Below are 25,389 nucleotides of genomic sequence, written 5' to 3'. Positions count from 1 at the left end.
TAAAATCAAACAAAATGAAAAAGTTTTTAAGTGTTATCATGTTAAGTGCAACGTTGATTTCTTTTGCTCAAGATAAAGCGATAAAATATAACCAAGTTCCAAAAACAGGACAGCAATTTATCAATAAATATTTTGGAGCAAAACAAGTTGGTTCTGTGATGTTGGACGACGATTATTTTTCGAAAGAATATAAAGTGTATTTGGCAAATGGAACAAAAGTAGAATTTGACGGAGACGGAGCTTGGAAAGAAGTTGATGGAAAACGAAATGCTATTCCAACAGGATTTATTCCAGCTAAAATTTCGAATTATGTGAAAAGAAGTTTTCCGAATACTACAATCACAAAAATTGAAAGAGATCGAAAAGAAATTGAAGTAAAATTGAATAATGGACTTGAATTAAAATTTGATAAAAATGGAAATTTCAAGAAAATTGATGATTAGTAAAAAATATATTCAGACAAAAACTCCAACTAAATTTTAGTTGGAGTTTTTTATTCTATTTATCTCGGCTTTCTAACATTGGCACAAATTTGAAATCTCCAAATTCGTAATGCTCAAATTGATTTTCTGATAATCGTATAATCACAATCATTCGTTGTGATTGTTCACCAACTGGAATTACCATTATTCCGCCAATATTCAATTGTTTTTTTAATTCTTCCGGAATTTCTGGCGCACCCGCTGTTACAATAATTTTATCAAAAGGAGCAAAAGAAGGTAAACCTTTGTAGCCATCTCCATACGTTTGATAACGTGGCTCGAAATTTATTTTTTTCAACATGATTTTCGAGAAATCAAACAAATCTTTTTGTCTTTCAATCGTAAAAACTTCAACACCCAAAGCAACCAAAACCGCAGTTTGATAACCAGAACCAGTTCCGATTTCTAAGACTTTTTCATTTGGCTGAATGTCCAATAATTGTGTCTGAAAAGCAACTGTAAACGGATGCGAAATTGTTTGTCCAGCAGCAATGGGAAACGCTTCGTCGCGATAAGCGAATTCCGTAAAAGCACTATCCAAAAACAAATGTCGTGGCACTAAATTAATAGCTTCCAGCACGTTTTCATCTTCAATTCCTTTCGAGCGCAACAAATCAACCAACATTTTGCGTCGTCCTCTGTGTTTAAAATCGTCTAGAGACATATTCCAAAATTTTTACAAAAATGCATTAAATACAACTTATTCTCATTAATTTTAACGGCAAAATCTACCAAATGTTAAAAGTAGGAGTGATCGGTGCTGGGCACCTTGGAAAAATCCATTTAAAGTTATTAAATCAATCGGAAAGATACGAATTAATTGGCTTCTTTGATTCTTTTGAAGAAAATGGAAAGAAAGTTGAAGCTGAATTTGGGTATAAATATTTTAGTTCGATGGACGAATTAATTGATGCTGTTGATGTTGTTGATATTGTGACACCAACGTTATCACATTATGAAGTTGCATTGAAAGTGATCGAAAAAAATAAACATTTTTTCATCGAAAAACCAGTTACGCATACCTTAGAAGAGGCAGATCATTTGTTGAAATTGACAAATGAAAAAGGTTTGAAAGCGCAAGTTGGACACGTAGAGCGTTTCAATCCTGCATTTACAGCGGCTGCGCCTTTTATCGAAGAACCATTGTTTATAGAAACGCACCGTTTGGCAGAATTTAATCCGCGCGGAACAGATGTTCCTGTTGTGTTGGATTTGATGATTCATGATTTAGATGTGATTTTATCGATTGTAAAATCAGAAATTAAATCAATTCATTCGTCTGGAGTTTCAGTAATTAGTGATACGCCTGATATTGCAAATGCTAGAATTGAGTTTGAGAATGGTTGTGTGGTTAATGTTTCGACAAGTAGAATGTCAATGAAAAATATGCGAAAAATGCGTGTTTTTCAACGAAATGCGTATATTTCAATTGATTTCTTGACGAAAAAGACTGAAATTATTAAAATGCACAAAGCGCCAGAAAATCCAAGCGAATTTGCAATGATTTTGGAAAATGATAAAGGAGATCGTAGAGAAATTTGTTTCGAACATCCTGAAGTTTTACCAAATAATGCAATTTTGGATGAATTAGAAAGCTTTGCAGATTCTATTGTAAATAATTCGCCAATCAAAGTTTCGTTACAAGATGGACGAAATGCCTTGAAAGTTGCATTGGAGATTATTGCTTATTTTGAAAAAGAGCAACAAGTCATCAAAAATCAAACAATCGAGAAAGAATAATCGAAGTACGAACTTCGAACTTCGAATCTCGAAAAAAATAAATAATAAAAACAAACATACAAAAAGATGAAAAACATTACAGTTATTGGAGCTGGAACGATGGGTAACGGAATTGCTCACGTTTTCGCACAATCAGGATTTACAGTGAATTTGGTTGACGTTTCTCAAGATAGTTTAGAGCGTGGATTGAAAACAATCGCTGGAAATTTGGAGCGCATGATCGCCAAAGAAAAAATTACAGAAGCTGATAAAACAGCAACTTTAAATAATATTACAACATTTACAGATACTGCTGAAGCGGTGAAAAATGCGGATTTAGTTGTAGAAGCTGCGACAGAAAATTTAGATTTGAAATTGAAAATCTTCAAACAAATTGATGAAGCTGCGCCTGCAAATGCAATTTTAGCGTCAAATACTTCTTCTATTTCGATTACAAAAATTGCGTCTGTTACAAGTCGGCCAAAACAAGTGATTGGAATGCATTTTATGAATCCAGTTCCGATGATGAAATTGGTCGAAATTATTCGTGGTTACGATACAACAGACGAAGTAACGAAAGCGATTATGGAAATGTCAGAAAAATTAGGGAAAGTTCCAGTTGAAGTGAATGATTATCCTGGTTTTATCGCCAATCGTATTTTAATGCCAATGATTAACGAAGCAATTTATTCTTTATACGAAGGTGTTGCGGGCGTAAAAGAAATTGACGAAGTAATGAAATTAGGTATGGCTCATCCAATGGGACCATTACAATTAGCTGATTTTATTGGTTTAGATGTTTGTTTATCAATCTTAGAAGTATTGTACGATGGTTTCAAAAATCCTAAATACGCGCCTTGTCCATTGTTAGTAAACATGGTAACAGCAGGTAAAAAAGGAGTGAAATCTGGAGAAGGATTCTATGATTATTCTGAATCGAAGAAAGCAGAAAAATTAGCTGCTCAGTTTGCAAAGTAATTTATTTTACACAAAATAGTCAAAACAAAAAGCGTTACTTTTCGGGTAACGCTTTTTATTTTGAAAACTATTTTGATTACTTAATTGCTGCTAAAGCGTGTGTGTAATCTGGTTCTTGTCCAATTTCAGGAACTTGCTCTGTGTAAGCAACTTCTCCATTTGGATTAATCACCACAACTGCGCGAGAAAATAATCCATTTAATGGTCCATCAACCATTTTTACGCCATAAGCATTTGCAAACTCTTCATTTTTGAAATCAGATAAAGTCACTACATTATCCAAACCTTCGGCAGCACAAAAACGAGATAAAGCGAAAGGTAAATCTTTCGAAATACATAACACAACTGTATTTGCAGCAGAAGAAACTTCTTTGTTGAAAGTTCGTACAGATTGCGCACAAACACCAGTGTCAACACTTGGAAAAATATTTAAAACAACATTTTTTCCAGCATAATCAGCCAATGTTTTGTCGCTTAAATCGCCTGCTGTTAAAGCAAAACTTGGGGCTTTTTCACCAACTGTTGGTAAATCTCCGCCTGTATGAATAGGATTTCCTTTGAATGTAATTTCAGCCATAATTTTTTATTTTATTCTTAGATTTTTAATGATTAAAAGTAACAAAATTCTACGGAGAAAAAAGTATCTTCGCAATAATAAATTGTTACATTACAAATAACACACAAATATTATGCAACTTTCAAAGCGTTTACAGAATTTGAAACCATCTGCAACTATTGCAATGTCTGCGAAAGCAAGAGAATTAAAATCACAGGGAATCGATGTGATTAGTTTAAGTATTGGAGAACCAGATTTCAATACACCAGATTTTATTAAGGAGGCAGCTAAAAAAGCTATCGACGATAATTATTCAGGATATCCTCCAATTGCAGGGTATGCAGATTTGAAGGAAACGATTTGTAAGAAGTTTAAACGTGATAACAATATTGAATATACAGCAAATCAAGTTGTTGTTTCTACAGGAGCAAAACAATCTATTTATAATGTTTTACAAGCAATTGTAGATGAAGGAACAGAAGTGATTATTCCAACACCTTATTGGGTTTCTTATTCAGATATTGTAGAATTATCAGGAGGAACGCCAGTTTTTGTGGAAGGAACTTTAGAAGCTGATTTCAAAATTACACCAGCACAATTAGAGGCTGCAATTACAGATAAAACACGCGCTATTATTTATTCATCTCCTTGTAATCCATCAGGATCAGTTTACACAAGAGAAGAATTGAAAGGTTTGGCTGAGGTTTTAGCAAAATATCCAGATGTAATTATTATTTCGGACGAAATTTATGAGCACATTGTTTATGGAGAAAAAAATGTTTCGATAGCATCTTTCCCAGAAGTTTATAACCAAACGGTAACAGTTAACGGTTTAGCAAAAGCATTCGCGATGACAGGTTGGAGAATCGGTTTCATTGGAGCGCCAGCTTGGTTAGCAAAAGCATGCGAAACATTACAAGGGCAAGTGACTTCGGGAGCAACATCTATTGCGCAACGTGCAGCAATTACGGCTTTAGAAGCAGATCCAAGTTCTGTTCAATACATGGTTGATGCGTTTGCAGAACGTCGTGAATTGATGTTAGGTTGGGCAAGAGAAATTCCAACGTTCAAAGTAAATGAACCAAAAGGAGCTTTCTATTTATTCCCAGATGTTACGGCAACTTTTGGAAATACGTACAATGGTGTTACAATTAACAATGCAAATGATTTGGCTTTATATTTATTAGAGCACGCGCAAGTTGCGGTTGTTTCTGGTTCGGCTTTCGGATCTAAAAATTGTATTCGTATTTCTTATGCTGCGTCTGTAGAAGAGTTGAAAGAAGCAATGACACGTATCAAAAATGCTTTAGCGTAAGTAGAAAAGCAGATAAAATATCAAAATCCTCAAGTTTTGCTTGAGGATTTTTTTGTGGATGATATTTTCTTCAAAAAAATGTGATTTTAATTTTAATGAAATTCAATTGATTAGCCTATTTAAGCGACTTTTTATTGAAAATATTTCAAAAAAGATTTGTTTTAATCGAAAATAACCTCTTATATTTGCACCACTAAAAACAAGGCGAGGTAGCTCAGATGGTTAGAGCGCAGGATTCATAACCCTGAGGTCGGCAGTTCGATTCTGCTCTTCGCTACAACTTCAAAAGACAAATTCATTATTGAATTTGTCTTTTTTTTATGAATTGAAATTAGCCAGAGTAGAATATACTTTTGGTTCTCTTTTTATGTCCATTTCAACTAATAATTTTTCCCATTCTAAAGCGTATTGCTTTTTTAATTGAATAGTTATAAAATCTTCAAAAGAAATATTTTTCCAAACTTCATAAACTAGAATTTCATTTTTGTTATGTTCATTTTGATGAATGCTAGCTTTCACAAAGTTTTCTTCATTTTTGTGAAGTTGATGAAATAGATTGATCAATTCTTGTAAAAATCTGTCTTTGTTTTTTTCTTCTGTTTCAAATTTTATGATTAATGTAAATTGCTCCATTTGTTGTTACTTTTTCGGCAAACCTACAATATCCTTGTTTATTTTTGTAACTAAGTATAGATAATATACAGTAACAAAAAGTAAACAAAGTAACTTATGGATAAAGTTTTTTCAAAAGACGAATGTTTTTCTCATGTAAAGTCCGTGAATGATGCGATGTATGTGTTGAGTGGGAAATGGAAAATACCCGTTTTGGCATCTATATGCTACAATAAAAAAAGAAGATTTTCTGAAATATTAAAAGATCTTGAAGGAATATCTAACAAAATGTTGAGCAAAGAGCTAAAAGAGTTAGAGATAAATAAACTTGTTACCAGAGAAATTATAAGTACAAGACCAATTACAATTGAGTACAAGTTGACTGATCATGGAAAAAAATTAACGAATGTTATAAGTCTTTTATCTAGCTGGGGAGTTGAACATCGAAATTTAATTATTAAAGATTAAGCTTAAAAGTTGAATGAATTTTGATGAGCTTGATATCAATCCTATCTTTTTTATTATCAATAAATATTATTGGACTTCTGATGATAATCATCGATTAATCTGTTCAAATTCATTAAATTTGCATTCAATTTAGTAACGTTCTAAATAAAATTCAAAAAAATGATTCAAACAGATATAGTTATAATCGGAGCTGGGCCAACTGGTCTTTTTGCCGTTTTCGAAGCAGGTTTATTAAAAATGAGATGTCATATTATTGATGCTCTTCCTCAGCCTGGAGGGCAATTGACAGAATTGTATCCCAAAAAACCAATTTTTGATATTCCTGGTTATCCTTCTGTAGGTGCAGGTGAATTGATTGATAATTTGATGGAGCAAATTAAACAATTTGAGCCAGGTTTTACATTAAATGAACAAGCTGCAACAATTGATAAGCAAGAAGACGGAACTTTTATTGTAACAACAAATAAAGGAACGCAAGTACAAGGAAAAGCGATTGCGATTGCTGGAGGTCTTGGATCTTTTGAGCCTCGTAAACCAATTATCGAAAACATCGAAGCATACGAAGAGAACGGAGTAGAGTATTTTGTAAAAAATCCTGAATTGTTCCGTGATAAAAAAATCGTTATTGCTGGTGGTGGAGATTCTGCTTTGGATTGGTCTATTTTCTTGACAGAAGTTGCTGCAGAAGTTACGTTAGTACACAGAAGAAATGAGTTCCGTGGAGCGTTAGATTCTGTTGATAAAGTAATTGAGTTGAAAAAAGCTGGAAAAATTAATTTAATTACTCCAGCCGAAATTACTGGAATCAAAGGTGATGGAAAAGTAGAAAGTTTGGTAATCGAAAAAGGTGAAGAAACTTTTGAACTTGAAACAGATTATTTTATTCCATTGTTTGGTCTTTCTCCAAAATTAGGTCCTATTGCAAATTGGGGATTGGAAATAGAGAAAAATGCCATCAAAGTAAATAATGCATTAGATTATCAAACAAATATTGAAGGGATTTATGCAATTGGTGACGTAAATACGTATCCAGGAAAATTAAAGTTGATTTTATGTGGTTTTCATGAAGCAACGTTAATGTGTCAGTCTGTTTACAATAGAATGAATCCTGGGAAAAAATTTGTCTTGAAATACACAACTGTTTCTGGTGTTGATGGTTTCGACGGGACAAGAAAAGAAGCTGAAAAAGCGGTTGTCAAAGCTATTGACTAATTTTAACAAAATAAATAGAAATATTTTTTAAACCTTTTACGTTTTGCGTAAAAGGTTTTTGTGTTTTTATAAACGTCAATTAAAATCATCTTATTAAATTTAGGTCTCATCGAAAACTCACACAGAAAAATTTTTTATGAGAAAGAATTACTTTAAAATGTTAAAGGATAAACGCATCATTTTAGCGTTAACTTTTCCATTTTTATTTACGCTTACCAATGCGCAGCAAACTTCAAAAAAAATTCAAACGACACAACAGGTTGTAAAAAAAAATGTTAAGGCGCAACAAATCAATTCAACAACAATAGAAATTATTAATGAAGATAATCAACGCACAACGTTTGATTTCTATGGAAATAATATTTTTAGGTTGTTTAAAGATATTCATGGCGGAATTATTCGTGATCCACAAGCGAAGCCAGAAGCTCAAATTTTAGTTAATCAGCCAAGAAAGAAGGTTGAGAATTTAAACTTAAAAGATACTTCTTCAGAAATTAAAATTTCGACAGATGAAATCGAAATTTCAATTAACAAAGCCACTTCATTATTTACCATTTACAACAAAAAAGAAAATCGAGTTGTTGTACAAGAAGTAAAACCAGCTGATTTTGAAGAAAAAACAGTTTCATTCTTTTTGAAAGAAGATCCGCAAGAATATTTTTATGGAGGAGGAGTTCAGAATGGACGTTTTTCACATAAAGGAAAAATCATTTCAATCGAAAATCAAAATAGTTGGACAGATGGTGGCGTTGCTTCGCCAACACCTTTTTATTGGTCGACGAATGGTTATGGTTTGATGTGGTATACGTTCAAGAAAGGAAAGTACGATTTTGGAGCAAAGGAAAAAGGTATAGTTGAATTATCGCATGATGAAAATTATTTGGATGTTTTCTTTATGTTAAATAATCAGCCAAAAGCATTATTAAATGATTTTTACCAATTAACTGGAAATCCAGTTTTGTTACCAAAATTTGGTTTTTATCAAGGTCATTTAAATGCTTATAACCGTGATTATTGGAAAGAAGACGAAAACGGAATTCTTTTCGAAGATGGAAAAAAATACAAGGAAAGTCAGAAAGATACAAACGGAATCAAAGAATCGTTGAATGGCGAATTAGGAAATAACTACCAATTTTCTGCTCGCGCGGTAGTCGATCGTTACAAAAAACATGATATGCCGTTAGGTTGGGTTCTTCCTAATGACGGTTATGGAGCTGGGTATGGACAAACTTCTACACTTGACGGAAATATTCAGAATCTGAAATCTTTTGGAGAATATGCACGCAAAAATGGTGTTGAAATAGGATTGTGGACACAATCAGATTTGCATCCAAAAGATAGTGTTTCTGCATTGTTGCAAAGAGATATTGTAAAAGAAGTACGAGATGCAGGTGTTCGTGTTTTGAAGACTGATGTAGCTTGGGTTGGATACGGATATTCTTTCGGATTAAATGGTGTTGCAGATGTTGGTCATATTATGCCTTATTATGGAAATATGGCACGTCCGTTCATTATTTCGCTTGATGGTTGGGCTGGTACGCAGCGTTTTGCTTCAATTTGGTCAGGAGATCAAACAGGTGGCGTTTGGGAATACATTCGTTTTCATATTCCAACGTATATCGGTTCTGGTTTGTCTGGGCAACCAAATATTACATCAGATGTAGATGGAATTTTTGGTGGAAAAAATATTCCAGTTAATGTGAGAGATTTCCAATGGAAAACCTTTACGCCAATGCAATTGAACATGGATGGTTGGGGTAGAAACGAAAAATATCCGCAAGCAATGGGAGAACCAGCAACTTCGATTAATCGTTTTTACTTGAAATTGAAATCAGAATTGATGCCTTATGCATATTCGGTTGCGAAAGAATCTGTAGATGGTTTACCACAAATTCGTGCGATGTTTTTAGAATATCCAAATGAATATACATTAGGAACTTCTACACAATATCAATATTTATATGGCTCAAACTTTTTGATTGCCCCAATTTATCAAGCGACTAAATCTGATGAGAAAGGAAATGATTTGCGAAATGGAATCTATTTGCCAGAAGGTTTGTGGGTTGATTATTTAACTGGTTATCAATTTGAAGGAAATCAGATCATTAATAATTTTGATTCTCCGCTTTGGAAATTGCCAATTTTTGTAAAACGAGGAGCGATTATTCCGATGACAAATCCGAATAACAATGTGCACGAAATCAATCAAAATCATCGTATTTATGAAATTTATCCTTACGGAAATTCAACATTTACAGAATATGATGATGATGGAACAACAGAAGCTTACAAAGCGAATGAAGGTGTAACAACATTGATTTCGCAAGATTTGGTAGGAAATAAAGCTCAAATTATTGTTCAGCCTAGTGTTGGATCGTATAAAAATTTTGTCAAAGAAAAATCGACAGAATTTAGAATTAATACAACTTCAAAACCTTCAAAAATAGAAGTGAAAGTTGGAAATAAAAAGGTGAAATTAACAGAAGTAAATTCAATTAAAGAGCTAGAATCGAAATCGAATGTTTTCTTCTATGATGCAAAACCTAATTTGAATCAATTTTCGACTGCAAATTCTGAGTTTGCAAAAGTTGAAATGATTAAAAATCCAGTTTTAAGAATTAATCTTGAAAAAGTTGATGTAACGAATTCAGCAAATCAAATTGTTGTTAATCTTTCTGGATACGAATATAATCCTGCAAATGAATTCTTGAAAAATGCGGGAAAATTAAATGTTCCTCAACAAGTTCAGGTAGAAGAAAAAGATAGAAAAGCTTATACATTGACGCCAAGTTGGAATAAAATTGATAATGCAGATTATTACGAAATTGAATTTGAAGGCAGAAAATATTCAACAATCAAAGACAACTCGTTGTTATTTGAAAACTTGAAAGCTGATTCTCCTTACGAGTTTAAAGTAAGAGCTGTAAATAAAGATGGAGTTTCTGATTGGGTTAATTTGAAAGCCATTACGAAAACAGATCCATTGTTGTATGCAATTCGTGGATTGAGCGGAGAATTATCTGTAGAAAGTCAACCAGGAGAAACAATCAAAGCATTATTTGATTACGATGAAGGAAATATGTGGCATACGAAATGGGGACAAAAAGCGATTCCATTTGAGTTGATGATTGATCTGAATTCTGTCAATCAATTGGATAAATTACAATATTTACCAAGAATTAGCGGAGGAAATGGAAATGTCTTGAAAGGAACTATTTATAGCGGAATGAGTAAAGATGACATGACGGAAGCTGGTAAATTTGAATGGAAAAATACAGATGATGTAAAAGAATTCAAGTTCGATAAGCAACCAACTGCACGTTATGTGAAGTTTGTGATTGATGATGCTGTTGGCGGGTTTGGTTCTGGTCGCGAGTTGTATGTGTTCAAAGTTCCAGGTTCAGAAAGTTATATTCCAGGTGATATCAACAATGATAGATTGGTTGATGCAAATGATTTGACTTCTTACACAAATTATACAGGACTGCGTTTAGGTGATAGTGATTTCGAAGGTTATGTGAGCAAAGGAGATGTGAACAAAAATAACTTGATTGATGCGTTTGATATTTCTAATGTAGGTGTGTGTATGCGAGGAGGAGTAAGCAAAGATAAGATTGAAAAAGTAGATGGAAACATCACAATTTCAACAGCAAAACAAGCTTATTCGGAAGGCGAAACAATTGAAATTAAAGTAAAAGGAGTAGGTCTGAAATCTGTAAATGCGTTAAGTTTTGCGTTACCTTACAATCAAGCAGATTATGAATTTGTAAGTATTGAGCCAATTAATATGAAAGAAATGGAGAATTTGACAAATGATCGTTTACATACAAACGGTTCAAAATCGTTGTATCCAACTTTTGTAAATATTGGTAAAAAACCTTTCGTAGAAGGAACTGTAGATTTATTTGTAATCAAATTGAAAACAAAGAAAAATATAAAATTCAACTTGAAACCAATCGATGGTTATTTAGTTGATAAAAATCTAAATTCTAAACAATTGTTTAAATAAGATTTGATTTTACTAATGTAAAAAGCGACACTTAAAAAAGTGTCGCTTTTGTTTTTTTATTCACATTCACAAGGTTCTCTACTTCGTCTTTTGGCTTCATTATCCCAAAAAGGGTAAAATTTTAATCCAAAATAAAAGTTCGCAGAAGTTAATTTTTTCTGTTTGAAAACGATTGGAATTGCATTATCACTGCCCAAAATTAGAGGGCCAATTCTTACATATCCACCAAATGTTACATTTTCATAATCATAGATAGACAGGGAAGGGCCAATTCCAAATCCATCTTTTTGGATAGTATAAGAAGTTTGTAACACATTTATACGTTTCAAACTATTTTCGAAAACTGGAATTCGTTGCATCCAATTGAAATTTAAGTAATGATTTTCAATAATTTTTTTACTCAGATTAAGATGTAAACTTGTTGGTAAACCGATCGAAAAATTATTTCCAGTTTTAGATTTCGTCTCATCACCATAAACTTCTTTGCTCAAAAGTCCTAAATATTGATCAACACTTTCAAATTCAACTCCATCTAAATTTGGATTATTACGAAGTTGAACTCTTTGCGAAGGATTGTAGAAATGATGGTTATCGCCTCTGAATTTTACTAATCCAACATCTAATAAATTTGCCGAAAATTTGAAATCATATAATTCATCATTCGCTCTTCTGTTCACAAAAGAAATTCCTAAATCTATTCCAACTCCATTTCCTCTATTTCGTAAAACATATTTATCTCGATCAAAATCATAATTGGTAGAATATCCTGCTTTTATATCATAATTTGACGCATAAATATTTGCATCAGGATTGTCGATTGTACTTGTTATAGTTGGTTCAGCTTCTAATTTTATCGTGTTTTTACTCTTGATATACGCGCCATCTAAACCCATAAGATATTTAATATTTGCCCCAATAATAACTTCAGAAGTATTAGTTGTATACAAATTTGTCGCAACATTTAAGCCTAATTCAGCCCAATTCATTGCATTTGTCTTTGTAGGTTCAAACATATAATTTTTTGGTTCTATTTCATTCTGATTACTAAAACGAAAATAATTATCTAAATCTTTAATAGAACCTTGTGTACGAAGTCGGGTGAAAATTCCAAGACGATAAGTTTGATTATTAATTTTCTTTTTAAAAGAAACGGAAGGTCCCATAAGATCATTTTCCAAATGATAAGAAATCGTATTTCTAGTTGCGAAATCTAATATATTAGAATGCGTTTCACCTCTTATTCCAGCTTTTATATTTGCTGATTTTGTTTCACCTTTTATTAAACCTAATACGTTTTGATCGGATATGTAAGCGTAATCATTTCTGAATAAAATATCCTCAGAAATAATATTAACATCCCATTTGTTCGGGTTAAAATATGAAGTTGTCGGAGAAAAAACACTACCGTTAATCCCGCTATATTGATCATTACTAAAAGATAAAATATTTTGTCCAAAAGTAAATCCTGAACAAAAAATAACGGTTAATAGAAGTCTTTTCAAATGATGAAATTTTTATTAAAAATAAGAAAAATCAATCGAAATAAATTACGGTTTTCCGTATAAAAATAAAAGAGTTTCAATTTGAAACTCTTTTTTATAAAATTAAATTTTAATCGCCATCAATTAATCTTCCTAAACCTCCTAAAATAGAACCTTCACCTTGTGAAGAACCGCCTGCAGAAGGTGCATGAGCAATAATGCGATCAGCCAATCGACTAAAAGGTAAAGACTGAATATACACAACTCCTGGACCTCTCAAAGTAGCAAAGAAAACACCTTCTCCTCCGAAAAATGTATTTTTAATTCCGCCTATAAATTCGATGTCGTAATGAACAGATTCTTCGAAACCAACAATACAACCTGTATCAACTTTTAAGACTTCGCCAGCTTGTAAAACTCGACGATGCAATGTTCCGCCAGCATGAATGAATGCCATTCCGTCGCCTTCTAATTTTTGCATAATGAAACCTTCTCCTCCAAAAAGTCCAGTTCCTAACTTTCGATTAAATTCAATTCCAACCGAAACTCCTTTTGCAGCACAAAGAAAAGCATCTTTCTGACAAATAAATTTTCCATTTACTTCTGGTAAATCAATCGGAACAATTTTTCCTGGATATGGCGCAGCAAAAGAAGCTTTCTTTTTTCCTTGTCCGTAATTTGTGTACGAAGTCATAAACAAACCTTCACCAGTTAACATTCGTTTTCCAGCATTTAATAATTTTCCGAAAAGTCCACCTGTTTGTTGAGAACCATCGCCAAAAATCGTTTCCATTTTTATACCATCATCCATCATCATAAAACTTCCTGCTTCTGCTACAACAGTTTCTTGTGGATCTAATTCAATTTCGACAAATTGCATTTCTTCGCCGTAAATTTTATAATCTATTTCGTGTGCATTCATTTTTTAATTTTACCAATTAGTAGACAAAATTCATGATTCGTAACAGTTCTTATTTAAAATTAGTATTAAATATGAACCAATGAGGCATATTCTTTTTTTGAAAGTAAACAATCCGTATTTTTGTGTAACTTGAAAAAGTATTATGGCAGATATTAAAATTACAATTATAGATAGAGAAGGTGTTTCGCACGAAGTTGACGCACCTACTGATATGAATATGAATATTATGGAGCTTGTGCGTGCATACGAATTAGCACCAGAAGGAACCATTGGTATTTGTGGTGGAATGGCGATGTGTGCCTCTTGTCAATGTTATGTATTGACACCAGAAATTCAATTACCAGAAATGACACCTGATGAAGATGCAATGTTAGCAGAGGCTTTTAATGTGAAAGATAATTCTCGTTTAGGTTGTCAGTTACATCTTTCGGATGAAATGGATGGATTGGTTGTTGAATTAGCGCCAGAATATTAAATTTTTAGTTTTACGTGGTGCGTTATTAGTTCTACGTTACAATTTTTTTATTATCGTTTAGCGTAACGTTTAGCGTAATACTTAAAACTTATTAAATGAATCAATTAGATAAAAGACTTTTTTTGTTAGATGCCTATGCCTTAATTTTTAGAGGATATTATGCATTTATCAAAAATCCACGAATCAACTCAAAAGGTTTCAATACATCGGCAATTATGGGATTCACAAATTCCTTGTTTGATGTTATTCGCCGTGAACAACCAACGCATTTAGCAGTTGTTTTTGATGTTGGTCAAGCAACAGTTCGTACGGTGGATTTTCCTGAATATAAAGCAAATCGTGATGAAACGCCAGAAGCGATTCGTCAAGGTGTTCCGTATATTCAAGATATTTTACGCGCGTTAAAAATTCCAGTGCTTTTTGCCGAAGGTTATGAAGCAGATGATGTGATTGGAACTTTGGCTCAAAAAGCCGAAAAAGCTGGTTATACAACCTATATGGTAACGCCTGATAAGGATTTTGCGCAATTGGTAACGGACAAAATTAAGATGTATCGTCCTGCTGCAAACGGAAAAGGTGTTGAGATTTGGGGGATTGAAGAAGTCAAAGAAAAATTTGAGATCGATGATCCAATTCAAGTGATTGATTATCTTGGAATGATGGGTGACGCTGTCGATAATATTCCAGGTTTACCAGGTGTTGGAGCGAAAACGGCGAGTAAATATCTGAAAGAATTTGGTTCGATGGAAGGACTTTTAGCGAATACAGATAAGTTAAAAGGAAAAGCCAAAGAAAAGATTGAAGAGAATAAAGAGCTTGGAATTCTTTCGAAAAAATTAGCTACAATTATTACAGATGCGCCAGTTGAATTTGATGAAGAAGATTTGACGGTTTGTCCACCAGATATTGAAAAAGTTACTGAACTTTTCACGGAGTTAGAGTTCCGTAGAATGTTAGAAACGGTTTACAGAATTTATGGTTTGGATGCTTCTGGAATTATTAAAGAAGCGCAAGAAGAAATTTCAATTGCGAGTCAAGAAAATTCTTCACAATCAGCTCAGCAATCTTTGTTTGATTTTACGTCAGATGAAGAGATTATTCCTCAAAATTCTGCGTTTACAGATATTTCAACAACGAATCATTTGTATCAATTAATCGATACAAAAAAAGGTCGTGAAATTTTATTACGAAATATTCTAAAACAAAAAGAAGTGACGTTTGATACGGAAACAACTTCTTTGGACGCTTTAGAAGCTGAATTGGTTGGAATTTCATTTTCTTGGGAAAAAGGAAAAGGATATTATGTGCCTTTTTCAACAGATTTCGAAGAAACAAAAACAATTATCAACGAGTTTAAACCATTTTTTGAAGATGAATCAATTTCGAAAATTGGTCAAAATTTAAAATATGATATCAAAGTTTTAAACAAATATGACATTGTTGTTCTAGGTCAAAATTTTGATACGATGATTGCGCATTATTTGATTAATCCAGATATGCGTCACAATATGGATGTATTATCAGAAACATATTTGAGTTATCAACCCGTTTCAATCGAAAGTTTGATTGGGAAAAAAGGAAAAAATCAAAAGAATTTCCGTGATGTTCCGTTAATGGAGCAAACCGAATATGGCGTAGAAGATTCTGATGTTACAAATCAATTGAAAAATCTTTTCGAACCAGAATTAATCAAAGCAAATACACACAAATTATTCACTGATCTTGAAATGCCATTGATGCAGGTTTTAGCTGATATGGAATTGGAAGGAGTTAATTTGGATGTTCCGTTTTTGAAAGAACTTTCGGTAAAACACGAAGCGAAATTAAGAGAATTAGAAGCAAAAATTCAGGAAGATGCAGGCGAAGAATTTAACCTTAATTCGCCAAAACAATTGGGAGAAATCTTGTTTGATAAATTACAATTAGATCCAAAAGCAAAGAAAACCAAAACTGGACAATACGCAACAGGAGAAGAAGTTTTATCAAAACTGAAAGATAAACATCCAATTATCAATGATATTTTAGAGTATCGCCAATTACAAAAATTAAAATCGACTTATATTGATGCATTGCCAGAATTAGTTAATCCAAAAACTGGTCGTGTGCATACAACATATGCGCAAACGGTTGCTGCAACGGGACGTTTGTCATCTGTAAATCCGAATTTGCAAAACATTCCGATTCGTTCGGAAGCTGGACAGCAGATTCGTAAAGCCTTTGTTGCGCGAGATGAAAATCATGTGATTATTTCTGCCGATTATTCACAAATTGAATTACGTTTGATTGCGCAAATGTCACAAGATCCTGCAATGGTAGAAGCTTTCAAACATGGAGAAGATATTCACGCTTCTACGGCAGCAAAAGTTTTCAATGTTGCGTTGGATGAGGTGACGCGTGAACAAAGAAGTCAGGCAAAAACGGTGAATTTCGGAATTATTTATGGTGTTTCGGCTTTTGGTTTAGCAGATCAGGCGAATATTTCGCGTAAAGAAGCCAAAGCATTGATTGATGCCTATTACGAAACGTATCCAACGTTGAAAGCATATATCGAAAAACAAGTTGAGATCGCTCGTGATCAAGGTTTTGTAGAAACGTTGATGGGGCGTCGTCGTTATTTGAAAGATATTAATTCGAGAAATGCAGTTGTTCGTTCGCATGCAGAGCGAAATGCAGTGAATGCGCCAATACAGGGAACTGCGGCAGATATCGTTAAAATGGCAATGATTCAAATTCAGAAAGAATTGAAGAAAAATTATCAAACCAAAATGATTTTGCAAGTACATGATGAGTTAATTTTTGATGCTCCAAAAGATGAGGTAGAAAAAGTTTCTGAATTAATCAAATCGACTATGGAAGCGGCAATGCAAATGGATGTTCCGTTAATTGCAGAAGTCGGAGTAGGAGCAAATTGGTTAGAAGCACACTAAAATTTTAACTATTACAATATTTTATAAACGCCACTCGAAGAGTGGCGTTTTTTTGTTAAAATATATTTAAAACTTCATGATTCACAAATTCTTAACAGTTTTAAAATATATCTTTATCGTAAATCATTTTAAAACTATATGAAAAAACTATTTTACTTATTTATCTTTTTTGCTATTTCGGTGAATGCGCAAATTGTGAATTTAAAAATCACAGATTTTTCGGATAATTTGCCATTGGATGATGCGGATATTTATTTCAAGAATTCGACAAAGAATTTTGTTTCGGATCAGCAAGGAAAAGCGATTATTGATTTGAGTAATGTTTTGCAAACGGATGAATTAATTGTTTCGAAAAAAGATTATCAAGATGCCATTTTGAAAGTTTCGGATTTAAAATCTGAACTCAGTATCAAACTCGAAAAAGTATCCGAAGTTGAACTGAAAGAAGCTTTTGTTACGAATTTAAAAGCAGAAGATATTTTGCAGAAAGTGATTGATAATTATGATAAGAATTTCAATGTTGAACAATATTATTTCTTAGTGAACTTTCAGCAAGATTTTTTATTTAATAAAAATGAAAGGGATTTTATTGATGCCGATTTACAATTCAAATTTAAACGTGGAGATTTGAAAATTAAGTCGAAAGGAATTGTAAACAACGAAATAAAAAGTGGACGCGAGCAAAGTACACATATAAGTTTAGTTTGGTATTTGAAAAGTATTTATTTAAAAGATGTTTATCTTCAGTCAATTGTGGAGAAATTAAAAGAGAAGTCATTTTTAGAAATTGATTTAACGATGACAAAATATGCAGATTCTTTTGTTTATGAAATTCATTTAAAAACAAATTCAACGGATTATTATCTAACTATTGATAAAAAGTCATTTGCTGTGGTAGAATTTTCTTTTATATCTTATAATCGTGTTAAAGAAGTTTCTCCGAATAATTTTTTACGTGATGCAAAAGTTGTTTATAAATATCGACCACACAATGGAAATTGGGTGTTGAAAGAAACGTCTGCAATTTGGAACACGACTTATGAAAAAGATGATGAAAAAACAGATTTGGATATGAATTTTAGTATCATTGTGAATGATTATAGTCTAAAACCTTTCCCAGAATTCAACAAATCGGTAAACGAGAAAATGGATATTCGTAGAAGCTTTAAATAACCAATGATGAAAAAACTATTTTACTTATTTATACTTTTTGCTATTTCGGTAAATGCGCAAATTGTGAATTTAAAAGTTACCGATTTTGCAACTAATTTACCTTTGGATGATGCAGATATTTATTTCAAGAATTCGACAAAGAATTTTGTTTCGGATCAGCAAGGAAAAGCGATTATTGATTTGAGTAATGTTTTGCAAACAGATGAATTAATTGTTTCGAAAAAAGATTATCAAGATGCCGTTTTGAAAGTTTCGGATTTGAAATCTGAACTCAATATTAAACTTGAAAAAGTTTCGGAAGTAGGACTGAAAGAAGCGTTCATTACAAACCTAAAAGCAGAAGATATTTTGCAGAAAGTGATTGATAATTATGACAAGAATTTTAATACCGAACAACATTTTTATAAAGTGAATTTTACGCTTGATGCTGTTATAGATTCAGTGAATAGAGATTTATTTGATGCTGATTTACAGTTTAGATTCAAAAAAGATCAAGTGAAAATACATTCTAATAACCTAATAAATAAACGAATTATTGGAGAAGGGGTACATCAAAAGGCGAGTTATAGGATGATGCATTATTTCAATGATATTTCACTTTTGAGACTTATAAAAGATATGCAGTTAAAACTTTTAGGAAAAGTATATGATCAGGAGAAAGTTTTAATCTCGAAGTATGCCGATAGATATATGTATGATGTTGAGTTTAAAAATTCTGGAATGAATGTTACAAATAGTTTTTTGATTGATAAAGTAACTTTTGCAATTGTTGAGCATAAAGTAACGCAAGAGAATCGATATAATGAAGAGGAAGGAACGATGATGAATTTCAATGAAGTGGTTTATAAATACAGACCTTATCAAAACAAATGGATTTTAAAAGAAAGTTATAGAAAATGGAATACGACTTATTTAGAAGCAGACAAAAGTCAGCATACAAATGACGTAAAAGTAATTCTTGAAGTTAAAGATTTCAGTACGCAACCTTTCGCTGAATTTAATAAATCGGTGAATGAGAAAATGGATATTCGTAGAAGCTTTAAATAAAAAAATCCAAGAAAATTAATTCTTGGATTTTATATTTTATTCAGCTTTTGGTTTGCGAACCACAGGTAAAATTTCACCTTTTTCTAAGCAATATTTTTGAACATCTTCCGAAGGGATTTGTTTTGTGTAATCTACTTTTTCGACGATAAAACCTACGTCTTCCAAACGTTTGTAATAATCTAAACCATAAACACGAACGTGATCATATTGTCCAAATTTTTCTTTACGTTCTTCTTTTGTTGTAACCGTTGGATCTTCGTACGTCACATCTCGTTGATATGAAATTGGAACTTGCAAAATTCCCCAACCTCCAGGTTTCATAACACGAAATAACTCGCTCATAGCTTTGTGATCGTCAGGAATATGTTCCAAAACGTGATTACAAAAAATGATGTCAAATGTATCATCACCAAAAGGTAAATCGCAAATATCAGCTTTTACATCTGCCAAAGGCGATTCGATATCACTTGTGATGTATTCTAAGTTCTTCATCGCACGAAAACGCTTGATAAAAGATTGCTCTGGCGCAATGTGCAAAACTTTTGCTTTTTCGGTAAAAAAAGACGTTTCATTTTTTAGGTATAACCACATCAAACGATGTCTTTCTAATGAAAAAGTTCCGGGAGAAAGTACATTATCACGCTGTTTTTCGTAACCATAAGGCAACAAACTGTAATAACCTTGTCCATCAATTGGATCTACAAAACGATTACCTTTCATAAACCAAACTAAAACTGGACGAACGATATAACTACCTTGAATCAACAATGGACGAGGTAGAATATTCATGATTTTTTTTAAAAGCTTTTTCACAAAAGTTTTTTAGGGTTTGAATAAAAATGGTTTTTCTTCATCAGATTCGATACCTAACGCATCGTAAATAAACTGATAAGTTGACAATAATTTTGGTTCGCCATCTACCACACAAACATCATGTTCGAAGTGAGCCGAATATTTATCGTCACGCGTTGTAACCGTCCAACCATCTGGATGAAAGAAAACTTTTTCAGTCCCCATATTTACCATTGGTTCGATGGCTAACACCATTCCTTCTTCAATTTTTTTACCAGATCCACGACGCCCATAATTCGGAACTTGTGGTTCTTCGTGCATTTTACGACCTAATCCGTGTCCAACTAATTCACGAACGATTCCGTAACCTTCTTTTTCACAGTATTGTTGAATTGCAAAACCAATATCACCTACGCGATTACCTTTTTTCATTTGTTCAATTCCTTTGAACATCGATTCTTTCGTAATGCGTAATAATTTTTCGGTTTCAGCATCTACTTCACCAACTGCAAATGTATAAGCGTGATCTCCGTAAAAATCATTCATATAAACACCACAATCTACCGAAACAATATCTCCTTCGTTAAGTGGTTCGTCGTTTGGAATTCCATGAACAACTTGTTGATTTGGCGAAATACAAAGGTTTTTAGGGAAATCATACATTCCTAAAAATGCTGGATATCCACCATTGTCGCGAATAAATTCACCTCCTAATTTATCTAAATGATTGGTTGTAACACCAGGCACTACTTCTTTGGCTAACATACCCAAGGTTTTTGAAACCAATTGAGCACTTAGGTACATTAGTTCTAATTCTTCTTTACTTTTTAAATGTATCATAATCCGAAAAATCCTCTTTTCTTTTTCTTCTCAGGAGCCTTTTGCCCATTTGCGTGAACACTTAATTCAATCTTTTTTGTAATGATTTGATAAACGTCACTCCAACCTGGGAAACCTCCTAAATTTCTGTCGTCGATAAAGATATCGGCATTTATTTTTCGACTTTGTGTATTTTTGTCAAAATCCTCTCCGTCAAAACTATTGTTGATGGCATAAAACTCAATACCGTTTTGTTTACAAAACTCAACTGCTTCGTCTAAATATTTACCACTACGATAAGTCCATAAAGTAAGGCGATATCCGTCGTTTTGTAATTGTTTTAATGTTTCGAAAGCGAAGATTTTAGCTTTTCCAATTTCTGGATATTTATCATCTACTACAGTTCCGTCAAAGTCAACAGCAATAATTTTATTAATCATATTTGTAAGTATTTTAAAGTTATTTAGGTTATTTTTTTTGAACAATAATATTTCCAGTCATTTCGGTTGGAATTTCAATTCCCATCAAAGTTAAGATAGTTGGCGCAATATCTCCAAGTTTACCATGCTCAACATTCCATTCAATATCTTTCTGAGCCAAAATAAATGGAACAGGATTCGTTGTATGTTGCGTATTCGGAGATCCGTCTTCATTCATCATAAAATCTGAATTTCCGTGATCGGCCAAAATCACCACATTGTAACTATGTTCTAAAGCCGCATTTACAATTTTTTCTGCACAAGAATCTACCACTTCAGCAGCTTTTATCGCCGCAGACATTACACCTGTATGACCAACCATATCCGTGTTTGCGAAATTTAAACAAATAAAATCAGCTGATTCTTTTTCAATTTCAGGAACAATTGCAGTTGTAATATCATAAGCCGCCATTTCTGGTTTCAAATCATAAGTCGCAACATCTCTTGGCGAAGCACATAAAATACGAGATTCACCAACGAAAGGTTCTTCGCGACCACCATTGAAGAAAAATGTTACGTGCGGATATTTTTCAGTTTCAGCAATACGAATTTGTTTACGACCAGCATTTGCAATAACTTCTCCTAATGTATTCACAATGTTTTTCTCATCAAAAATTACCGCAACTCCAGTATATGTAGCATCATATTCTGTCAATGTGATATATTTTAGATTTAATTTATGCATTCCAAATTCTGGATAATCATGTTGTGTTAAAACTTCTGTGATCTCACGTCCACGATCAGTTCTAAAATTGAAACAAATCACGACATCATCATTCTCGATTTTAGCTTTTGGTTGACCATTTTCATCCGTTACAATAATCGGTTTGATGAATTCATCTGTCACGCCTTCATTATAAGATGCACGAATTGCTTCTAATGGATTTGTTGTTGTTTCACCAACTGCATTTACCATTGCATCGTACGCTAATTTCACACGTTCCCAACGTTTATCACGATCCATTGCATAATAACGACCAGTTATCGAAGCAATTTCTCCTGTTGATTTTGACATGTGATTCATCAATTCTGTGATAAATTCTTCACCAGATTTCGGATCAGTATCGCGACCATCAGTGAAAGCATGTACAAAAACATTTTGTTGTAAACCTGATTGATTTGCTGCATCTAACAAACCTTTCAAATGATTGATATGCGAGTGTACACCACCATCAGAAACTAAACCGATGAAATGTACTTTTTTGTTATTCTCTAAAGCATATTGAAAAGCATCTTTTAAGATTGGTTCGTTTTGTAACGTTCCGTTTTCAACTGCCATATTGATTCGAACTAAGTTTTGGAAAACCACACGTCCAGCACCCAAATTCATGTGTCCAACTTCCGAATTCCCCATTTGTCCTTCTGGTAAACCAACGGCTAAACCAAACGTATCCAATGTAGAATGTGGAAATTTTTTGAAACAGCTATCTATAAAAGGTGTATTTGCTTGCGCGATTGCAGAAACAGCAGGGTTTGGTCCAATTCCCCATCCGTCCAAAATCATTAATATTGCTTTATTGTTCATTTTTCTTGTAATAATTAAGCCCAAAGATAAGCATTCCTTGGGCTGAAAGTTTATTTTTTGTATGGTTTAATTTGCGACTTCACTGATGAATTTGATACGCATCAAACGTAATTCTTCTTCATCATAATCGTCACCAAATTCATCTAACAATGATGACATTGAGTCAGAATCTGAGTCCATCAAGAATTCATAAATTTCCTCTTGTTGGTCTTCGTCCAAAACTTCGTCAATGTAATAATTGATATTCAATTTTGTTCCTTGATAAACGATACTTTCCATTTCTGAAAGCAAATCGCTCATCGTCATATTTTTTGCTTCCGCAACATCTTCAAGATTTAACTTTCTATCTGTCGATTGAATGATATAAACTTTGTGACTCGATTTGTCCGCAACTTGTTTAATCACCATATCTTCAGGGCGAATAATGTCGTTGTCTTTTACATATTGCGCAATAAAATCTACAAATTCTTTCCCGAATTTCTGAGCTTTTCCTTCTCCAACTCCAAACACATTTGTTAACTCCTTAACAGTTGTTGGATATTGCATTGTCATATCATCTAAACTCGAATCTTGGAAAACTGCAAAAGGTGGAATTTGATGTTTTTTAGAGATTTTTTTACGTAAATCTTTCAATTGTTTCAATAAAACATCATCAAAAGCAATAGGAGCAGAAGACGTTTCTTCTTTGTCGAAGCTACCTTCTGATAATAATTTTTTGAAATCAATATCTTCGGCAATTTCAAAAGAAGTTGGTTTGCTGATGAAATCTTTTCCTGCTTTGGTAATTTTTAAAACACCATACGATTCGATTTCTTTCTCTAATAAATTACGAACAATTAATTGACGTAAAATAGATTTCCAATAATAATCTTCTTTCGCTTTTCCAATTCCAAAGAAATCTTCAGAGCTCAAATTATATGATTTTGTAATCGAAGTTTCTTTACCAACGATAACGTTTACAAGATCATTTAATTTTAATTTTTGATTTGTTTTCTGAACAACATTTAATGCAATTACGGCATCATCTTTTGCCTCAATCATTTTTTTAGGATTGCGCATATTGTCGTCCATATTTGCACCTTCACCGTTTTTGTCGTCAAATTCTTCTCCAAAATAATGCAACAAAAATTTACGACGCGACATCGAAGTTTCTGCATACGCCACAACCTCAGAAAGTAATTGCATTCCAACCTCGCGTTCTGCAACAGGTTTACTTGCTAAGAATTTTTCTAACTTTTCGATATCTTTATAATCATAGAAAGCAATACAAATACCTTCACCGCCGTCGCGACCTGCACGACCAGTTTCTTGGTAATAACTTTCTAACGATTTTGGCATATCGTAATGCATCACAAAACGTACATCTGGCTTGTCAATTCCCATTCCGAAAGCAATTGTAGCGACCACGACACTAGCATCTTCCATCAAAAACATATCTTGATGTTTACTACGTGTTTTGGCGTCTAAACCTGCATGGTAAGGAATAGCGTTGATTCCGTTTACTTGTAAAAGTTGGGTAATTTCTTCAACTTTTTTACGACTCAAGCAATAAATGACACCAGATTTACCATCGTTTTGTTTGATAAATTTGATGATTTGTTTGTCTTGATCAACCTTTGGACGGATTTCGTAAAATAAATTCGTACGATTAAAAGAATCTTTAAAAACTTTGGCGCTTTGCATTCCCAAAGTTTTCTGAATATCTTCTTGTACTTTTGGTGTTGCTGTTGCTGTTAAAGCAATAATTGGCGCATCACCAATTTTGTTGATAATCGCTTTTAGATTACGATATTCTGGTCGAAAATCGTGTCCCCATTCAGAAATACAGTGCGCTTCATCAATCGCAAAAAAAGAAATTTTCACCGATTTAAAAAAATCGATGTATTCTTCTTTTGTCAAAGATTCGGGCGCAACGTACAACATTTTAGTTACTCCATCTTTAATATCTGTCATAACTGTTTTTGTTTCTGACTTATTTAAAGATGAGTTTAATACGTGGGCAATTCCATCATTTTCAGAAATTCCACGTATAGCGTCTACTTGATTCTTCATCAGCGCGATTAAAGGGGATACAATAATCGCAACTCCATCTGACATTAATGCCGGTAATTGATAACATAAAGACTTACCTCCTCCAGTTGGCATCAAAACAAATACATCTTCTTTATTTAGTAAGCTTGTAATGATTTCGTGCTGCTGTCCTTTAAATTGGTCGAAACCAAAATATTTTTTTAGGTAAGATGTTAAGTTTTTCGAAGTGGCTTCCATCTACACAAAAGACTAAAATTAATATTATAAATTAAATAGTTCCTATATTTGATAACTCTTAAATATACACATAAATTTTATATGATTTATATATAATTGAGTGTAAATAAAAAAGGAGAGTAAAAGTACG

At 32.9% G+C, this 25,389-nt stretch carries 21 protein-coding genes and 1 tRNA gene; 12 read left to right on the top strand and 10 right to left on the bottom strand.

What is annotated here, in order from left to right:
- The first annotated feature begins 14 nt into the window (after positions 1-14).
- Positions 15-443: a PepSY-like domain-containing protein gene (locus B4A23_RS09635; protein WP_180905227.1), complete on the top strand. Its 429-nt coding sequence runs from the start codon at positions 15-17 to the stop codon at positions 441-443.
- Positions 444-498: 55 nt separating this feature from the next.
- Here the strand turns inward: B4A23_RS09635 and B4A23_RS09630 are convergent, their stop codons facing one another.
- Positions 499-1,146 carry a protein-L-isoaspartate(D-aspartate) O-methyltransferase gene (locus tag B4A23_RS09630; RefSeq protein ID WP_291119371.1) on the bottom strand — a complete coding sequence of 216 codons (648 nt, stop codon included), beginning with the start codon at positions 1,144-1,146 and terminating at the stop codon, positions 499-501.
- A 71-nt stretch (positions 1,147-1,217) separates the two neighbouring features.
- Here B4A23_RS09630 and B4A23_RS09625 point away from each other — a divergent pair, with 71 nt between their 5' ends.
- Entirely contained in the window at positions 1,218-2,222 is a 1,005-nt protein-coding gene (locus tag B4A23_RS09625) for a Gfo/Idh/MocA family protein (protein WP_038332582.1), read from the top strand.
- A 66-nt stretch (positions 2,223-2,288) separates the two neighbouring features.
- Entirely contained in the window at positions 2,289-3,179 is an 891-nt protein-coding gene (locus B4A23_RS09620; RefSeq protein ID WP_219034882.1) for a 3-hydroxyacyl-CoA dehydrogenase family protein, read from the top strand.
- A gap of 76 nt (positions 3,180-3,255) precedes the next feature.
- Here B4A23_RS09620 and tpx read toward each other — a convergent pair whose 3' ends face one another.
- Positions 3,256-3,756: a thiol peroxidase gene (gene tpx / locus B4A23_RS09615; RefSeq protein ID WP_221854500.1), complete on the bottom strand. Its 501-nt coding sequence runs from the start codon at positions 3,754-3,756 to the stop codon at positions 3,256-3,258.
- A gap of 112 nt (positions 3,757-3,868) precedes the next feature.
- Between tpx and B4A23_RS09610 the strand changes: the two genes are divergently transcribed.
- Both B4A23_RS09610 and B4A23_RS09605 read left to right on the top strand, forming a co-directional pair.
- The gene (locus tag B4A23_RS09610) at positions 3,869-5,050 is read left to right on the top strand and encodes a pyridoxal phosphate-dependent aminotransferase (protein ID WP_291119365.1); all 1,182 of its coding nucleotides are present in this window, start codon (positions 3,869-3,871) and stop codon (positions 5,048-5,050) included.
- A 203-nt stretch (positions 5,051-5,253) separates the two neighbouring features.
- Positions 5,254-5,327: transfer RNA gene (locus tag B4A23_RS09605), tRNA-Met, on the top strand.
- Between the two features lie 41 nt (positions 5,328-5,368).
- Here B4A23_RS09605 and B4A23_RS09600 read toward each other — a convergent pair.
- The gene (locus B4A23_RS09600; protein ID WP_291119362.1) at positions 5,369-5,683 is read right to left on the bottom strand and encodes an antibiotic biosynthesis monooxygenase; all 315 of its coding nucleotides are present in this window, start codon (positions 5,681-5,683) and stop codon (positions 5,369-5,371) included.
- 96 nt (positions 5,684-5,779) lie between these two features.
- On the opposite strand from B4A23_RS09600, the gene B4A23_RS09595 reads away from it, so the two are divergent.
- The 3 genes from B4A23_RS09595 (at position 5,780) to B4A23_RS09585 (ending at position 11,351) form a co-directional block, all read left to right on the top strand.
- Positions 5,780-6,130, top strand: coding sequence for a winged helix-turn-helix transcriptional regulator (locus B4A23_RS09595; RefSeq protein ID WP_180905222.1), 351 nt, complete (start codon positions 5,780-5,782; stop codon positions 6,128-6,130).
- Positions 6,131-6,289: 159 nt separating this feature from the next.
- The gene (locus B4A23_RS09590; protein WP_291119359.1) at positions 6,290-7,342 is read left to right on the top strand and encodes an NAD(P)/FAD-dependent oxidoreductase; all 1,053 of its coding nucleotides are present in this window, start codon (positions 6,290-6,292) and stop codon (positions 7,340-7,342) included.
- A 136-nt stretch (positions 7,343-7,478) separates the two neighbouring features.
- Positions 7,479-11,351: a TIM-barrel domain-containing protein gene (locus B4A23_RS09585; RefSeq protein ID WP_291119356.1), complete on the top strand. Its 3,873-nt coding sequence runs from the start codon at positions 7,479-7,481 to the stop codon at positions 11,349-11,351.
- A 56-nt stretch (positions 11,352-11,407) separates the two neighbouring features.
- On the opposite strand, the gene B4A23_RS09580 is transcribed toward B4A23_RS09585, so the two are convergent.
- Together B4A23_RS09580 and B4A23_RS09575 are read right to left on the bottom strand one after the other, a co-directional pair.
- Positions 11,408-12,853: a DUF5723 family protein gene (locus B4A23_RS09580; RefSeq protein ID WP_291119353.1), complete on the bottom strand. Its 1,446-nt coding sequence runs from the start codon at positions 12,851-12,853 to the stop codon at positions 11,408-11,410.
- 109 nt (positions 12,854-12,962) lie between these two features.
- Positions 12,963-13,754 carry a TIGR00266 family protein gene (locus B4A23_RS09575; protein WP_291119350.1) on the bottom strand — a complete coding sequence of 264 codons (792 nt, stop codon included), beginning with the start codon at positions 13,752-13,754 and terminating at the stop codon, positions 12,963-12,965.
- A gap of 142 nt (positions 13,755-13,896) precedes the next feature.
- Between B4A23_RS09575 and B4A23_RS09570 the strand changes: the two genes are divergently transcribed.
- From B4A23_RS09570 to B4A23_RS09555, 4 genes are all read left to right on the top strand, one after another.
- Positions 13,897-14,229: a 2Fe-2S iron-sulfur cluster-binding protein gene (locus B4A23_RS09570; RefSeq protein WP_180905218.1), complete on the top strand. Its 333-nt coding sequence runs from the start codon at positions 13,897-13,899 to the stop codon at positions 14,227-14,229.
- Between the two features lie 95 nt (positions 14,230-14,324).
- Positions 14,325-17,156: a DNA polymerase I gene (polA, locus tag B4A23_RS09565; RefSeq protein ID WP_291119347.1), complete on the top strand. Its 2,832-nt coding sequence runs from the start codon at positions 14,325-14,327 to the stop codon at positions 17,154-17,156.
- A gap of 138 nt (positions 17,157-17,294) precedes the next feature.
- Complete coding sequence (locus B4A23_RS09560; RefSeq protein ID WP_291119344.1) at positions 17,295-18,329, top strand: hypothetical protein; 1,035 nt, start codon at positions 17,295-17,297, stop codon at positions 18,327-18,329.
- 6 nt (positions 18,330-18,335) lie between these two features.
- Positions 18,336-19,376, top strand: a complete 1,041-nt coding sequence (locus B4A23_RS09555; protein WP_291119341.1) for a hypothetical protein — start codon at positions 18,336-18,338, stop codon at positions 19,374-19,376.
- A 36-nt stretch (positions 19,377-19,412) separates the two neighbouring features.
- Here B4A23_RS09555 and B4A23_RS09550 read toward each other — a convergent pair whose 3' ends face one another.
- The 5 genes from B4A23_RS09550 to recQ all read right to left on the bottom strand — a co-directional run bounded on the left by B4A23_RS09550 (position 19,413) and on the right by recQ (position 25,259).
- On the bottom strand, positions 19,413-20,189 hold the full coding sequence (locus tag B4A23_RS09550) for a class I SAM-dependent methyltransferase (protein WP_286482579.1): 777 nt from the start codon (positions 20,187-20,189) through the stop codon (positions 19,413-19,415).
- 9 nt (positions 20,190-20,198) lie between these two features.
- Positions 20,199-21,008, bottom strand: coding sequence for a type I methionyl aminopeptidase (map, locus tag B4A23_RS09545; RefSeq protein WP_038332603.1), 810 nt, complete (start codon positions 21,006-21,008; stop codon positions 20,199-20,201).
- Positions 21,005-21,427 carry a BT0820 family HAD-type phosphatase gene (locus B4A23_RS09540; RefSeq protein WP_280045217.1) on the bottom strand — a complete coding sequence of 141 codons (423 nt, stop codon included), beginning with the start codon at positions 21,425-21,427 and terminating at the stop codon, positions 21,005-21,007. Before B4A23_RS09540 ends, map begins: the two co-directional genes overlap by 4 nt.
- Positions 21,428-21,455: 28 nt before the next feature.
- A complete protein-coding gene (gene gpmI / locus B4A23_RS09535; RefSeq protein WP_291119337.1) occupies positions 21,456-22,991 on the bottom strand; it encodes a 2,3-bisphosphoglycerate-independent phosphoglycerate mutase in 1,536 nt (511 codons plus the stop codon).
- A 66-nt stretch (positions 22,992-23,057) separates the two neighbouring features.
- A complete protein-coding gene (gene recQ / locus B4A23_RS09530) occupies positions 23,058-25,259 on the bottom strand; it encodes a DNA helicase RecQ (protein WP_291119334.1) in 2,202 nt (733 codons plus the stop codon).
- Between the last annotated feature and the right edge of the window lie 130 nt (positions 25,260-25,389).

The sequence above is a fragment of the Empedobacter sp. UBA7248 genome, from assembly GCF_002472945.1.
Taxonomy (GTDB): Bacteria; Bacteroidota; Bacteroidia; order Flavobacteriales; family Weeksellaceae; genus Empedobacter; species Empedobacter falsenii_C.
The sequence above is the reverse complement of the archived record's forward strand: the minus strand, read 5'-3'. Positions and strand labels throughout refer to the sequence as shown.

What these genes read in the sequence shown, in the direction of transcription:
- B4A23_RS09635 (WP_180905227.1), top strand. Translation starts at nt 15, where the DNA reads ATGAAAAAGTTTTTAAGTGTTATCATGTTAAGTGCAACGTTGATTTCT.
- B4A23_RS09630 (WP_291119371.1), bottom strand. Translation starts at nt 1,146, where the DNA reads ATGTCTCTAGACGATTTTAAACACAGAGGACGACGCAAAATGTTGGTT.
- B4A23_RS09625 (WP_038332582.1), top strand. Translation starts at nt 1,218, where the DNA reads ATGTTAAAAGTAGGAGTGATCGGTGCTGGGCACCTTGGAAAAATCCAT.
- B4A23_RS09620 (WP_219034882.1), top strand. Translation starts at nt 2,289, where the DNA reads ATGAAAAACATTACAGTTATTGGAGCTGGAACGATGGGTAACGGAATT.
- tpx (WP_221854500.1), bottom strand. Translation starts at nt 3,756, where the DNA reads ATGGCTGAAATTACATTCAAAGGAAATCCTATTCATACAGGCGGAGAT.
- B4A23_RS09610 (WP_291119365.1), top strand. Translation starts at nt 3,869, where the DNA reads ATGCAACTTTCAAAGCGTTTACAGAATTTGAAACCATCTGCAACTATT.
- B4A23_RS09600 (WP_291119362.1), bottom strand. Translation starts at nt 5,683, where the DNA reads ATGGAGCAATTTACATTAATCATAAAATTTGAAACAGAAGAAAAAAAC.
- B4A23_RS09595 (WP_180905222.1), top strand. Translation starts at nt 5,780, where the DNA reads ATGGATAAAGTTTTTTCAAAAGACGAATGTTTTTCTCATGTAAAGTCC.
- B4A23_RS09590 (WP_291119359.1), top strand. Translation starts at nt 6,290, where the DNA reads ATGATTCAAACAGATATAGTTATAATCGGAGCTGGGCCAACTGGTCTT.
- B4A23_RS09585 (WP_291119356.1), top strand. Translation starts at nt 7,479, where the DNA reads ATGAGAAAGAATTACTTTAAAATGTTAAAGGATAAACGCATCATTTTA.
- B4A23_RS09575 (WP_291119350.1), bottom strand. Translation starts at nt 13,754, where the DNA reads ATGAATGCACACGAAATAGATTATAAAATTTACGGCGAAGAAATGCAA.
- B4A23_RS09570 (WP_180905218.1), top strand. Translation starts at nt 13,897, where the DNA reads ATGGCAGATATTAAAATTACAATTATAGATAGAGAAGGTGTTTCGCAC.
- polA (WP_291119347.1), top strand. Translation starts at nt 14,325, where the DNA reads ATGAATCAATTAGATAAAAGACTTTTTTTGTTAGATGCCTATGCCTTA.
- B4A23_RS09560 (WP_291119344.1), top strand. Translation starts at nt 17,295, where the DNA reads ATGAAAAAACTATTTTACTTATTTATCTTTTTTGCTATTTCGGTGAAT.
- B4A23_RS09555 (WP_291119341.1), top strand. Translation starts at nt 18,336, where the DNA reads ATGAAAAAACTATTTTACTTATTTATACTTTTTGCTATTTCGGTAAAT.
- map (WP_038332603.1), bottom strand. Translation starts at nt 21,008, where the DNA reads ATGATACATTTAAAAAGTAAAGAAGAATTAGAACTAATGTACCTAAGT.
- B4A23_RS09540 (WP_280045217.1), bottom strand. Translation starts at nt 21,427, where the DNA reads ATGATTAATAAAATTATTGCTGTTGACTTTGACGGAACTGTAGTAGAT.
- gpmI (WP_291119337.1), bottom strand. Translation starts at nt 22,991, where the DNA reads ATGAACAATAAAGCAATATTAATGATTTTGGACGGATGGGGAATTGGA.
- recQ (WP_291119334.1), bottom strand. Translation starts at nt 25,259, where the DNA reads ATGGAAGCCACTTCGAAAAACTTAACATCTTACCTAAAAAAATATTTT.